The organism is Rhodococcus sp. JG-3 (genome assembly GCF_000482405.1).
In the GTDB taxonomy this organism is placed as follows: Bacteria; Actinomycetota; Actinomycetes; order Mycobacteriales; family Mycobacteriaceae; genus Rhodococcoides; species Rhodococcoides fascians.
In genome coordinates this window covers 3,247,900-3,261,662 of sequence record NZ_KI519398.1, presented here as the reverse complement: position 1 = coordinate 3,261,662, position 13,763 = coordinate 3,247,900, and the positions used below count along the sequence as shown (strand labels likewise).

11 protein-coding genes are annotated in these 13,763 nt (G+C 65.5%); 7 read left to right on the top strand and 4 right to left on the bottom strand.

Annotated features, from left to right (window positions below):
• Positions 1–38 precede the first annotated feature (38 nt).
• The gene (locus K414_RS27225) at positions 39–1,043 is read left to right on the top strand and encodes a heme A synthase (protein ID WP_094622132.1); all 1,005 of its coding nucleotides are present in this window, start codon (positions 39–41) and stop codon (positions 1,041–1,043) included.
• A gap of 190 nt (positions 1,044–1,233) precedes the next feature.
• Here the strand turns inward: K414_RS27225 and K414_RS0116890 are convergent, their stop codons facing one another.
• Complete coding sequence (locus tag K414_RS0116890; protein WP_027497017.1) at positions 1,234–1,608, bottom strand: hypothetical protein; 375 nt, start codon at positions 1,606–1,608, stop codon at positions 1,234–1,236.
• Positions 1,609–1,743: 135 nt separating this feature from the next.
• On the opposite strand from K414_RS0116890, the gene K414_RS0116885 reads away from it, so the two are divergent.
• Positions 1,744–2,709, top strand: a complete 966-nt coding sequence (locus tag K414_RS0116885) for a quinone oxidoreductase (RefSeq protein ID WP_027497016.1) — start codon at positions 1,744–1,746, stop codon at positions 2,707–2,709.
• Positions 2,710–2,737: 28 nt separating this feature from the next.
• Here K414_RS0116885 and K414_RS0116880 read toward each other — a convergent pair whose 3' ends face one another.
• Complete coding sequence (locus K414_RS0116880; RefSeq protein ID WP_027497015.1) at positions 2,738–3,742, bottom strand: heme o synthase; 1,005 nt, start codon at positions 3,740–3,742, stop codon at positions 2,738–2,740.
• Positions 3,743–4,184: 442 nt separating this feature from the next.
• Between K414_RS0116880 and tkt the strand changes: the two genes are divergently transcribed.
• From tkt to pgl, 5 genes are read left to right on the top strand one after another with little or no spacing between them, the layout of a single operon-like run.
• Entirely contained in the window at positions 4,185–6,284 is a 2,100-nt protein-coding gene (gene tkt / locus K414_RS0116875; protein ID WP_027497014.1) for a transketolase, read from the top strand.
• A 3-nt stretch (positions 6,285–6,287) separates the two neighbouring features.
• Positions 6,288–7,412: a transaldolase gene (gene tal / locus K414_RS0116870; RefSeq protein WP_027497013.1), complete on the top strand. Its 1,125-nt coding sequence runs from the start codon at positions 6,288–6,290 to the stop codon at positions 7,410–7,412.
• 3 nt (positions 7,413–7,415) lie between these two features.
• Positions 7,416–8,972, top strand: coding sequence for a glucose-6-phosphate dehydrogenase (gene zwf / locus K414_RS0116865; protein ID WP_027497012.1), 1,557 nt, complete (start codon positions 7,416–7,418; stop codon positions 8,970–8,972).
• Entirely contained in the window at positions 8,969–9,877 is a 909-nt protein-coding gene (gene opcA / locus K414_RS0116860; protein WP_027497011.1) for a glucose-6-phosphate dehydrogenase assembly protein OpcA, read from the top strand. The genes zwf and opcA overlap by 4 nt, the downstream gene beginning before the upstream one ends.
• Positions 9,870–10,613 carry a 6-phosphogluconolactonase gene (gene pgl, locus K414_RS0116855; RefSeq protein WP_027497010.1) on the top strand — a complete coding sequence of 248 codons (744 nt, stop codon included), beginning with the start codon at positions 9,870–9,872 and terminating at the stop codon, positions 10,611–10,613. The genes opcA and pgl overlap by 8 nt, the downstream gene beginning before the upstream one ends.
• A gap of 53 nt (positions 10,614–10,666) precedes the next feature.
• On the opposite strand, the gene K414_RS28970 is transcribed toward pgl, so the two are convergent.
• The gene (locus K414_RS28970) at positions 10,667–10,852 is read right to left on the bottom strand and encodes a hypothetical protein (protein WP_152530442.1); all 186 of its coding nucleotides are present in this window, start codon (positions 10,850–10,852) and stop codon (positions 10,667–10,669) included.
• Between the two features lie 61 nt (positions 10,853–10,913).
• Complete coding sequence (gene ppc, locus K414_RS0116845; RefSeq protein ID WP_032372464.1) at positions 10,914–13,745, bottom strand: phosphoenolpyruvate carboxylase; 2,832 nt, start codon at positions 13,743–13,745, stop codon at positions 10,914–10,916.
• Positions 13,746–13,763: the final 18 nt, after the last annotated feature.

Here is a 13,763-nt window from a genome sequence, read left to right as displayed (position 1 = left end):
ACGACGCTGTGTAGTTGATCGGCGTTTACCATCGTGGAGTGCCCTACCTCCTACGGAAGCTCTACGGCGTGTTCCTGCGCCTCGTGGCCTACCTGCCCCTGCCCTCGCTGCGGGTACAGCGGGTGCTGGCGTTCATCGCCATCCTCACCCAGGGCGGCATAGCCGTCACCGGTGCGGTGGTTCGAGTGACCGGCTCCGGGCTCGGGTGCCCCACCTGGCCACAGTGCTTCCCCGGAAGCTTCACGCCGGTCGGAGTATCCGAGGTTCCGGTGCTGCATCAGGCAGTCGAGTTCGGCAATCGACTGCTCACCTTCGTGGTGGTCATCGCCGCTGCGGCGGTCGTTCTCGCTGTCACTCGCGCGGCCCGGCGGCGCGAGGTGTTGCTCTTCGCGTGGTTCATGCCGCTGGGAACCGTCGTGCAGGCCGTCATCGGTGGCGTCACCGTGCTGACCGGCCTGCTGTGGTGGACAGTGGCCATTCACCTCGTGGTGTCGATGGCAATGGTCTGGCTGGCTACCCTGCTGTTCGTCAAGGTGGGTGAAACCGACGCCGCGCCGAAGTCGCTGCCCACCGTCCCCGCCGCGCTACGCGGGCTCACTGCCCTGTCCGGCGTCGCGCTGACCGGCGTACTGATCGCCGGGACGATGGTGACCGGTGCCGGCCCGCACGCCGGCGACAAGAGCATCGACGAGCCGGTACCGCGCCTGGGCATCGAGATCGTCACGCTGGTGCACGCCCACTCGCAATTCCTGGTCGGGTATCTCGCGCTGCTCGTCGGGCTCGGTTTCGCTCTGTACGCGGTCGGAGCGCCGACTGCCGTCAAGCAGCGGCTGCACGTTCTGGTGGCGATCGTGCTGGCCCAGTCCCTGATCGGCCTGGTGCAGTACTTCACGGGCGTTCCCGCAGTACTCGTCGCGTTCCACGTTGCCGGTGCCGGTGCCTGCACGGCTGCCACGGCTGCGCTGTGGGCATCGTGCAGAACACGCGGGCCTGCGGTTGCCGATCGGGAAGCCGACGTGGACAGGGTCGCCGCAGCGTCCTGAGGCCCGGCAGTCTTCGGGTGTCGGCTCCTCAGCCGGCTCGACACGCGCGTGTCCGAGCACAGCAGTTTCGAATCGCAGTGGAGGGGCAGCCGACCTCCCCCTCAGATGGCCGACTGCCCCTCCACTGATTTCGACGCATAGGACCGCGAGACGGTTCCCGTCGAGTCGAAAAAACTTTGCGACTCTCGTCCTACCCGACGATGGCCTGGTTGCGGGCCTTGGGGAACTTCTTCTGCCGAGCGACCCAGCCGGCCATCTTCTCGTAATGGCCCGGTGCCGGATTGACCGAACTGACCAGCTCGCGGTCCCACTCCGCCTCGGTCAGTTCGTCGAACCTGGCGACTATCGCGTGTGCGACCGCTGTGGACGGAACCACCTGGTCTCCGAGCACTCCGTCTGCGCCGACCAGCGTGAGCCGGGTTCCGGCCCGACCGATGGGTTGGATCACCACACTTGCCGAGTTGCCGTGATCGGCGAGAAAAGCCTTCACAGCCGCGAGAGTTCCCTTCGGAACCTCGTTGGACGTGTCCTTCTCGTTGCCCGCACTGTCGATTTCGGTAGCCATGCAGACACGATACCGAGGTCGTCCACCGTGGCGGCATCGGCCCGCCGAATCGCTACTGATCGGTAACTTGTCGCACCCGTCGTGGAAGCGTGCGTCCGCTCTCGAACTCACATCGCTCCCGTGTAGAACAGGGATATGCGTGCCATTCGAGTAGACAACACCGGCGGACCCGAGGTCATGGTCGTCGTGGACGTGCCCATTCCCGAGCCCGGACCGGGGCAGGTTCTCGTGCGCGTCGACGCCATCGGGATCAACTACATCGACACCTACTTCCGCCGCGGCCTGTATCCACGGTCCCTGCCCTACATCCCCGGCGACGAGGGTTCCGGAGTTGTCCACGAGGCCGGCCCTGACGTCACCGCGTTCGCTCCTGGGGACCGCATCGCCTGGGCGGCCGCGCCGGGTAGCTATGCCGAGTTCGTCGTCGTGTACGCCTCGTCCGCCATATCCGTTCCCGACGGCGTTCCGGCCGATCAGGCGGCGTCGGCGCTGCTCCAGGGCATGACTGCGCACTACCTGATCGAGTCCACCTACCCGGCGCGCAGCGGCGACACGGTCCTCGTGCACGCGGGCGCGGGAGGCGTCGGACTACTGCTGACCCAGATGGCGGTCGGAAAGGGCGTACGGGTCATCACGACGGTGTCCACCGATGCCAAAGCAGAGCGGTCGGCCCAGGCCGGTGCCGCCCACGTACTGCGGTACGACGACGACATTGCGGCCCAGGTTCGCGAGCTCACCGGCGGCGAGGGCGTCCATGCCGTCTACGACGGTGTCGGAGCCGACACGTTCGAGGCCAGTCTGGCGTCGCTGCGCATCAGAGGCACGCTGGCCCTGTTCGGTGCTGCGAGCGGACCGGTACCGCCGTTCGACCCACAACGGCTCAACGGGGCCGGATCGGTGTTTCTGACCAGACCCACGCTGGCGCATCACATACGGGACCGGGCCGAGCTCGAATGGCGTGCGGGCGATGTGTTCGAGGCGTTGTCGAGCGGCGCTCTGACGGTCGAGGTCGGCGCTCGCTACGCGCTCGAAGATGTCGCGCAGGCACATATGGACCTGGAAGGACGTAAGACGACCGGTTCGATCGTTCTCGTCCCCTGATCGGGTGCAGATGTGAGGAGGCGCTCGCTCAGGAGACCAGCTGGGCGAGCGTCTGCCAGCCGAGGACAGAGTCGACGGCGAGGCCGCAGAACACCAGCGCCAGGTATTCGTTGGACAGGATGAACAGTTTGAGAGGCTTGACCGGTGTTCCAGCCCGCACGCCTGCGTACAGGCGATGCGCCACGACGAGGAACCAAATTCCCGATGCCACCGCGATCACCGCGTAGACGACGCCGGAGCCCGGGGCCAGTGCCAACGTCGCAGCAACCGTGGCCCACGCGTAGAGCACGATGTGCTTGGTCACCTTGGTCTCCGACGCGACGGCAGGAAGCATCGGGACGTTGGCCGCCTGGTAGTCCTCCTTGTAGCGAAGCATCAAGGCCCAGGTGTGCGGCGGTGTCCACAGGAAGATGACGAGGAACATCACCAGCGCCTGCCAGCCGATCGTGCCGGTGACGGCGGACCAGCCGATCATGACCGGCATGCAGCCGGCGGCACCGCCCCACACCACGTTCTGCGAAGTTCGGCGCTTGAGCACCAGGGTGTAGACGAAGATGTAGAAGCAGATCGTGACGACGGCCAGCACGCCGCTGAGGAGGTTGGTCGTCGCCCAGAGCCAGAAGAACGAGAACACCCCGAGGACGAGACCGAACACCAGTGCGTGCGACACAGGCATCGCGCCGCGGGCCAACGGCCGCTTCTCGGTGCGCTTCATCACCTTGTCGATGTCTGCGTCGACCACCATGTTCAAGGTGTTCGCGCTCGCCGCGGCCAGCATTCCACCGAACAGTGTGGTGAGAATCAGCCACGGGTCCACGTGACCGCGATCTGCCAGCAGCATCGCGGGAATGGTCGTGACGAGAAGTAGTTCGATGACCCGAGGCTTCGTCAGCGCGACATAGGCCAGGAAGAGAGCCCACGCTCTGCGCGGCGCCGACGCCGGCGCGGCGTGTTCGGTGTCGCCCTGGTCGTCTGCTCCGAATCCGGGGCCGCCGGCGAAACCGTGTCCGCCCGGCTGCTGCCCAATTCGCACTGCGTCTCCTCGCACGACTGTCGTTCTCTGGCGCTCGGCCACTTGCCACGCGCCGTCGGGCACGCGGGTTCGTTCCTGGCGGCCGACCGATCCTGGGAGAACCCTCACGAGGACCTCGGCCACCGACGCGCACGCGGATGGTCCCGGTTCGGAAATTGCCCCCGGGAGCCGTCGAGCATGCGCCTACTACAGACGATGGTAGACGGCGGGGTTTGCACGTCCAATTCGCAGGGCACCCAAACCGAAGAACGATGCGGCGACGCCACACACGTTCGTGCTCCGACGGGGGAAGGCACGACAGTAGCGTCGGTCGGAACTAGGCTGGTGGGGGACGTCCTTCGGCATCGACTACGTTCGCGCCTCACGCAGGCGCTGTGCAGTTACCGCCGAGCGACGAATCCTCGGAGCCACAACTCGAACGAATGTCAGGAGATTTCTGCTCGTGTCGATCACAGACGATATTGACGTCCTCACCACGGCGCACCACCCCAGCGACTGGACGGACCTGGACACCCGGGCGGTCGACACCGTTCGTGTCCTGGCAGCGGACGCAGTGCAGAAGGTCGGCAACGGCCACCCCGGAACCGCGATGAGCTTGGCTCCCCTCGCGTACACCCTCTTCCAGCGCACCATGCGCCACGACCCCACCGACACCCACTGGATCGGCCGCGACCGGTTCGTACTGTCGTGCGGTCACTCGAGCCTCACCCTGTACTTGCAGCTCTACTTGGGCGGTTTCGGTCTCGAGCTCGCAGACATCGAAGCACTGCGGACCTACAAGTCCAAGACCCCGGGGCACCCCGAGTTCCGCCACACCGACGGCGTCGAGATCACCACCGGCCCACTCGGCCAGGGACTGGCATCCGCTGTGGGAATGGCAATGGCATCGCGCCGTGAACGCGGACTGTTCGATCCCGAACCTGCGCTCGGCGAGAGCCCGTTCGATCACTTCATCTATGTGATCGCCTCCGACGGCGACATCGAAGAGGGCGTCACGTCCGAGGCGTCGTCGCTCGCTGGCACCCAGCAGCTCGGCAACCTGATCCTGTTCTACGACGACAACAAGATCTCGATCGAGCACTCGACCGACATCGCCCTGTCCGAGAACACCGCCGCGCGGTACGAGGCCTACGGGTGGCACGTACAGGTCGTCGAGGGCGGCGAGAACGTCACCGCGATCGAGGACGCCATCGAGGCCGCCAAGGCCGTCACCGACAAGCCGTCGATCATCGTGCTGCGGACCATCATCGGGTTCCCGGCTCCGACGATGATGAACACCGGTGCCGTCCACGGTGCCGCGCTGGGCGACGACGAGGTCGCGAAGGTCAAGCAGGCCCTGGACTTCGACCCGGCCAAGACGTTCGAGGTCAGCGACGAGGTCATCGGCCACACTCGCAAGCTCCAGGAACGCGGCCGCGCCGCACACAACGAGTGGATGACGCAGTTCGAGTCCTGGGCAGCCCGTGAGCCCGAGCGCAAGCAGTTGCTCGACCGTCTTCAGCAGGGCACGCTGCCCGAGAACTGGACCGACGTGCTGCCCACGTGGGAGCCCGGCAGCAAGGCCGTCGCCACGCGTGCGGCGTCGGGCGAGTTCCTCAACGCCGTCGGACCCGTTCTTCCGGAACTGTGGGGCGGCTCGGCCGACCTCGCAGGCAGCAACAACACCACGATCAAGGGTGCGAAGTCCTTCGGCCCCACGTCGATCTCCACCGACGACTGGGACGCCGAGCCCTACGGCCGCACGCTGCACTTCGGTATCCGCGAGCACGCCATGGGTGCGATCCTGTCGGGCATCGTCATGCACGGTCCGACCCGCGCGTACGGCGGAACGTTCATGCAGTTCAGCGACTACATGCGGCCGTCGGTTCGCCTGGCGTCGCTGATGGACATCGATCCCATCTACGTATGGACCCACGACTCCATCGGCCTCGGCGAGGACGGCCCGACGCACCAGCCGGTCGAGCACCTCGCGGCCCTGCGTGCGATTCCCAACCTGTCTGTCGTACGCCCCGGTGACGCCAACGAGACGGCCTACGCCTGGCAGTCGGTGCTCGCCAGGTCGAGCAGCAGCGGGCCCGTCGGCCTGGCGCTGACGCGTCAGGGCATCCCGATCCTGGAAGGCACCAGCTTCGAGGGCGTCTCGAAGGGTGGCTACATCCTCTCCGAATCGTCGAAGGCCAGCCCTGACGTCGTCCTGATCGGCACCGGTTCCGAACTGCAGTACGCAGTGGAGGCCCAGAAACTGCTCGAGGCGCAGGGCATCGCGGCACGCGTGGTGTCGATGCCGTGTGTCGAGTGGTTCGAGAGCCAGGACCAGAACTACCGCGACCAGGTCATTCCGCCCACCGTCAAGGCGCGGGTGTCCATCGAGGCCGGCATCGCGATGCCGTGGTGGAAGATCGTCGGCGGTTTCGGCGAGATCATCTCGCTCGAGCACTACGGCGAATCTGCCGATGCGGCAACACTTTTCCGCGAGTTCGGCTTCACGGCCGACGCCGTCGTCGCGGCCGCGCAGCGCTCCATCACCAACGTGAAGGGATAACTCATGACCCAGAACAAAAACCTTGCCGAGCTGTCCGCCGCCGGAATTTCGGTCTGGCTGGACGACCTGTCCCGCGACCGCATTCGGTCGGGCAACCTCAAGGACCTGATCGACACCAAGAGCGTCGTCGGCGTGACGACCAACCCGTCGATCTTCCAGGCCGCATTGAGCAAGGGCGATGCTTACGACGAGCAGGTCACCAAGCTCGCCGGCGAAGGTGCCGATGTCGAGACCACGATTCGCACCGTCACCACCGACGACGTCCGTGAGGCGTGCGACATCCTCGTACCGCAGTACGAGGCCAGCGCGGGCGTCGACGGCCGCGTGTCGATCGAGGTCGACCCCCGCATGGCGCACGACGCGGACAAGACGTACGAGCAGGCCGTCGAACTCTGGAAGATCGTCGACCGTCCGAATCTCCTCATCAAGATTCCGGCAACCGAAGAAGGCATCCCCGCCATTGCCAAGGTGATCGGTGAGGGAATCAGCGTCAACGTGACCCTGATCTTCTCCGTCGAGCGCTACGAGCTGGTCATGAACGCGTACCTCGAGGGTCTCGAGGCCGCCCGCGCCGCCGGTCACGACCTCGACAAGATCCATTCCGTGGCGTCGTTCTTCGTGTCCCGCGTGGACAGCGAGATCGACTCCCGCCTGGACGCCATCGGCACCCCCGACGCCGAGGCCCTCAAGGGCAAGGCCGCGCTGGCCAATGCGCGCCTCGCGTACGTGGCGTACCAGCAGGTCTTCGAGGTGGCTCCTCGGTTCCGCGAACTCGCGGGCAACGGTGCACGTCCGCAGCGGCCACTGTGGGCTTCGACGGGCGTCAAGTCCGACGCCTACCCGGACACCATGTACGTCACCGAGCTCGTCTCTCCGAACACCGTGAACACGATGCCGGAGAAGACCATGGACGCGGTCGCAGACCACGGCGAGATCGTCGGCGACACCGTCTCGGGTAAGGGACCGGAGTCGCAGGAGATCTTCGACCGCATCTCCGCCCTGGGAATCGACCTCACCGACGTCTTCCTGACGTTGGAGAACGAGGGCGTCCAGAAGTTCGAGGCTGCGTGGAACGAGCTGCTCGAAGCTACCGAGGAGCAGCTCCGCCAAGCAGGTCAGAAGAGCTGACCTGTGCCCACCGCAGACACAGAAAACCTGAATTCCGCGGACTGGCGTAATCCACTTCGCGACGCGCGAGACAAGCGGCTCCCCCGCATCGCCGGGCCGTGCAGCATGGTCATCTTCGGGGTGACCGGTGATCTCGCGCGTAAGAAGCTCATGCCTGCGGTGTACGACCTGGCGAACCGGGGGCTCCTACCCCCCGGTTTCGCCCTGGTCGGCTTCGCTCGCCGTGAGTGGCAGAACCAGGATTTCGAGAAGATCGTGCACGACTCGGTACGCGATCATGCTCGAACTCCGTTCAGCGAAGAGGTGTGGAACACCCTTGCCGAGGGCTTCCGGTTCGTTCAGGGTTCGTTCGACGACGATGCCGCGTTCGACGAGTTGTCGCGGACTCTCACCGAGCTCGACACCACCCGCGGCACCGGCGGAAACCATGCCTTCTACCTCTCGATCCCACCCGGCGCGTTCCCTGTTGTACTGCAACAACTTTCACGCTCCGGACTGGCCCAGGCGCAGGACGGCAACTGGCGACGCGTCGTCATCGAGAAGCCGTTCGGTCACGATTTGCAGAGCGCCAAGGAGCTCAACGCGATCGTAAACCGAGTGTTCCCCGAGGACACCGTCTTTCGGATCGATCACTACCTGGGCAAGGAGACGGTGCAGAACATTCTCGCGCTGCGCTTCGCCAACCAGTTGTTCGATCCGATCTGGAACGCGCACTATGTGGACCACGTGCAGATCACGATGGCCGAGGACATCGGATTGGGTGGCCGCGCAGGCTATTACGACGGAATCGGGGCAGCCCGCGACGTCATTCAGAACCATCTCCTCCAGTTGCTCGCGATCACTGCGATGGAGGAGCCGGTGAGTTTCAACCCCACCGAGCTGCAGTCCGAGAAGATCAAGGTGCTCTCGGCGACCAAGCTCGCCGAGCCGCTCGATCGCACGTCCGCCCGCGGGCAGTACTCCGCCGGGTGGCAGGGCAGCCAGAAAGTGAAGGGGCTCAAGGAGGAAGAGGGGTTCGACTCCGAGTCGAACACCGAAACCTACGCCGCCATCACCCTCGAGGTCGACACTCGGCGCTGGGGTGGAGTTCCGTTCTATCTGCGTACGGGAAAGGCGTTGGGCCGCAGAGTCACCGAGATCGCAATGGTGTTCAAGCGTGCCCCCCATCTGCCGTTCGACGCCACCATGACCGAGGAACTGGGGCAGAACGCACTGGTCATTCGAGTCCAGCCGGACGAGGGCGTCACGATGCGCTTCGGTTCCAAAGTTCCCGGGTCCAGCATGCAGGTGCGCGACGTCAGCATGGACTTCAGCTACGGCCAGGCGTTCACCGAGTCATCTCCGGAGGCGTACGAGCGACTGATACTCGACGTACTCCTGGGTGAGCCCTCACTGTTCCCGGTCAACGCCGAAGTGGAACTGTCGTGGAAGATTCTCGACCCGATTCTCGAGTACTGGGCCTCGGGCGGCACCGCCGAACCGTACGAGGCCGGCACCTGGGGTCCGTCCTCGGGTGACGAGATGATGCACCGCACCGGACGCGAATGGAGAAGGCCGTGATTGTCGACATTCCCGCCACCACGACGGCCGAGGTCGGCAAGAAGCTCGTCGAGGTTCGTGAAGCAGGTGGCGCGGTCACCATCGGCCGTGTGCTGACCTTGATCGTCGCCAGCCGTGATGCGAGCAAGGCCGAACGGGCGATCGATGCCGCGAACGAGGCGAGCCGGGAACATCCCTGTCGCGTCATCGTCCTCATCCACGGTGATCGGTCCGCCGAGTCGAGTCTCGACGCCCAGATCCGCGTCGGTGGAGACGCCGGCGCGTCCGAGGTCGTCGTACTACGACTGAACGGCGAGCTCGCCGATCACGAACACAGCGTCGTCATTCCGTTCCTGCTGCCGGATACGCCGATCGTCGCCTGGTGGCCGGACGAGGCACCGACGGTACCGGCGAAGGATCCACTGGGCCGGTTGGCGATCAGGCGGATCACCGACGCCACCAATTCGTCGGATACCACCGCAGCGATCAAGGGACGGCTGAGCAGCTACACCGAGGGTGATACGGATCTGTCGTGGAGCCGAATCACCTACTGGCGCGGCCTGCTGGCGACTGCCCTCGATCAGGCACCGTTCGAGGCCGTCACCTCGGCCACCGTGTCGGGACTGGCAGAGGAGCCTGCACTCGACATTCTGGCCGGCTGGTTGGCGGCGAAGCTCGACGTGCCGGTCTACCGGCGAGCCGGCGAGCTCAAGGTCGAGCTGACCAGGGAGAACAGCAGTATTTCGCTGACCCGTCCGCAGACCGGAAAAACCGCCACACTGCGGCGTACCGGTCAGCCCGACGCTCAGGTTGCTCTGGCACGTCGCAACACCCGCGAGTGCCTGGCCGAGGAACTGCGGCGGCTCGATACGGACGAAATCTACGAACTCGCCCTCCACGGTCTGTCGAAAGTGAGCTATGAGTAATCAGTCGGTCCTCCGATACCTCGACGCACAAGGGCTGGTCGATGCCGCCCGCACTCGCTTCGTCGACGTTGTCGTCGCGGCGCAGGCCGAGCGCGGTGTCGCGTCGGTGGTGTTGACCGGAGGCGGGACAGGAATCGCCCTCCTCGAGGCATTGCGCGCGGATTCCGGGGCCATCGACTGGTCGCGGGTGGATATCTACTTCGGTGACGAGCGCTTTCTGCCCTCGGGCGACCCCGAGCGCAACGAGGTCCAGGCATCGGACGCGCTGCTGAAGCACGTGGACGTGCACCCGGATCGACTGTTCACGATGGCGACGTCGGACGGTGCCTACGGCTCCGACCCGGAAACGGCTGCGGCGGCGTACGCACAGACGCTGCACTCACGGGCCGACGACGGTCAATGCCCCGACTTCGACATCCACCTGTTGGGTATGGGCGGCGAGGGCCACATCAACTCGCTCTTCCCGCACACCGACGCGGTGCGCGAACAGCATCGCTTCGTCGTGGCCGTCGAGGACTCCCCCAAGCCGCCGCCGGTACGCATCACACTCACCCTGCCCGCCGTCCGGAGGGCGAAGCACGTGTGGTTGCTGGTGTCCGGTGCAGGGAAGGCCGAGGCCGTTGCCGCCGCCGTCGGCGGAGCAGCGTCCGACGACTGGCCGTCGGCCGGTGCCATCGGCGCGGAATCGACGGTCTGGTTCGTCGACGAGGCAGCGGCCTCACAGCTGGACCGGTGATCGGCTCGAGCCACAGCTGACAGCAGACGTACTGCGGCGTCGATTCAGGAGATTCACTCCCCTGAATCGACGCCGTAGTCGTTCGAACCGACGCCGTCCGAAGCACTGCCGTCCGAACCACGCATGGACTCGCCGTCGTCACCGAGTCCGCCTCGGAAGTCCGCATACCGCGATCGAGCGATCACCCGATACGCCGTCCCGTCCCGCCACCCGTCGAGAGTGTTTCTGCACGTCCTCATACCCGGTTGGACGCAGACTGTCGGCCACCGGTTCCGCGGCAGCGCAGCGAGACGTACGGTGCTAGCCGCTGTTGCGTAGTGCCGTGGCCAGGCCGTTCATCGTCAGCAGGATTCCTCGTTTGACCCGTTCGTCGTCGTCGCCGTTGCGGTATCGACGCAACATCTCGACCTGCATCTGGTTGAGAGGTTCCAGGTACGGGAACCGGTTGTGTACCGATCGCTCCAGCGCCGGGTTGTCCTCAAGCAGTCGACTGTGACCGGTGATCTTCAGATACATCCGAACGGTGGTGGCGTGTTCGGCCTCGATCATGCCGAAGATGCGTGCGCGGAGGTCGGCGTCGGGAACGAGTTCCGCATACCGAGCGGCGATGCCCAGATCGGACTTGGCCATGACCTGCGCCAGGTTGGACAGCACAGTGCGGAAGAACGGCCACTTTCGATACAGATCCGCGAGTACCTCCAGCTTGGAGTCGTCGTCACCGACCCACTCCTCGAACGCCGATCCGGTGCCGTACCAGCCGGGCAGCATGACGCGGCACTGACTCCACGACATCACCCAGGGGATAGCACGCAGGTCGTACACGGAATTCGTCGGCTTACGCGACGCCGGACGCGACCCGATGTTCAACTCGCCGACCTCGGCAACGGGCGTGGACGTGCGGAAGTACTCGACGAACCCGGGCTCCTCGTGCACCAGCCGGCCGTACGCTGCCCGAGCTTTGGCCGCGAGATCGTCCAGAACGTCGTAGGCGGCCTCGGCGCCGTCACCCAATCCTTCGAGGTCGAGCAGCGTCGATTCGAGTGTGCCCGCGACCAACGATTCGAGGTTGCGCCGCGCCATCGACGGTTCGGCGTACTTCGCTGCAATGATCTCGCCCTGCTCGGTGAGACGAAGCGATCCCTGCACCACGCCGGGCGGTTGCGCCAGAATCGCGTCGTAACTGGGGCCGCCGCCGCGCCCGACGGTGCCACCGCGACCGTGGAAGAGTCGCAACCGAATTCCTGTCTTACGGGACGCTTCGAGCAGGTCGAGTTCTGCCCGATACAGCGCCCAGTTGGCCGCGAGATAGCCACCGTCCTTGTTCGAGTCCGAGTAACCGAGCATGACCTCCTGGTTCATGCCTCGACCGGCGACGAGAGCTCGATAGATCGGAACGTCGAGAGTGGCGAGCAGCGTCGCGGCACCCTGCTGCAGGTCCTCGATCGTCTCGAAGAGCGGCACGACACCCACCGTCGACGTAGGTGCCGAACCGTCGACGCCGGGATCGAAGATCCCCGCTTCCTTGAGCAGCAGGGCCGCCTCGAGCATGTCACTGACGGACTGACACATGCTGATGATGTAGTTCTGAACGGTGTCCGGGCCCAGGTGGTCGATGGCCTCCTTGGCCGCCTTGACGATGCCCAGTTCCTTCGCAGCGAGGTCACTAAGTTGCGCGGTGGGCCCGATCAAGGGACGCCGAGTGGCGAGTTCGTGGGACAGCACCGACACGCGCTCGTCCTCGTCGAGAGACCGGTAGTCCTGATGAACCCCGGCCCAGGCCAACAGCTCCGCGACCACTTCCTCGTGGGTCTCGGAGTTCTGCCGCATGTCCAGAGCCTGGAGATGAAATCCGAACGTCTCGACCGATTGCCGCAGTCGAAGCAGCCGATCGTCGGCGATCAGACCGTCTCCGTCGGCCCGGAGCGCGCGGTCCAGAGTGTCGAGATCGTCGAGGACTTCCTGCGGGCTCGCATACGGGTTGGCACCGAGATCGATTCCGGACACCGGAACCGCGTCGAGCACCGCCCGTGCCGTTGCTGTCAGCCGGGCCCGGATACCGACAACGGCAACACGGTACGGTTCGTCGGCCCGGCGGTCGTCCGGTTCCGCAGACGCCTCGGCCAGAGCCTCCAGTTCCTCGGTGACCGCGACGAGCCGCGCGGACATCGACAACTCTTTCTCCAACGCAACCAGTTCGTCGAGGTAGTGCTCGAACGCCACGTAACCGGCCTGATGAGTGGCCGTGTGCACCACCTCGCCGGTGACGTTCGGGTTACCGTCGCGGTCTCCTCCGATCCACGACCCCGGCCGAAGTATCGGCCGCGGCAGCAGGTCGTCCTCCGGCCATCGCGCTCGCAGCGCCGCGCGGACATCGGCATTGAGGGCGGGCATGACATCGAACAGCGAGGACTCGAAGTATCGGAGACCCACTTCGATCTCGTCTTGGATGCGCAATCGCGACAGCCGAATCAGGGCGGTTTCCCACAGCGTCAGCACCTGCCGGCGAATCTGCACGTCGATCACGGCCAATTCCTTGGCGGCTCCGGCGGCTTTGCCCTCCGGGGCAGCCGACGCGACCTCGCGCCGACGCATCAGTGCGGTGATCTTCGATTGGACGTCGAACACCGTTCGACGACGCGTTTCGGTGGGGTGCGCGGTGATGACCGGTGCCACCAACGCGTCGGTCAGTGCGGCGGCCACCTGCTCTCGCGACGGAGCGGCGGCGTCGATCTTCGACCACGTGGCGTCCAGGCTGCTGTCCTGCGGCGGGTCTCCGTTGTCCAGATGAATGGCACGTCGACGCTCGCGGTGGAGATCCTCGGCCAGGTTCGCCAGCAACGAGAAGTGGCTGAACGCGCGGATCAACGGAACAGCTTGCGCCACTTCGACATCGGTGTACCGGCCGACAGAGTCGTCGCGTTCGATCTCCGAGCGGCGCACTGCGAAGGATTCCACTCGCGCGGACTCGATGAGCTCGAAGACCTCGTCGCCCTCGTGTTCGCGAATGATCTCACCGAGGATGCCGCCGAGATAGCGGATGTCCTCCCGCAACGGCTCGGTCAACTCTCGCCCGCGAGCTGTCGGTGTGACGAATGCCGGGGAACCGACTGACTCGTAAGAGGATTCGCTCATCCCCCCAGTATCGTCGCT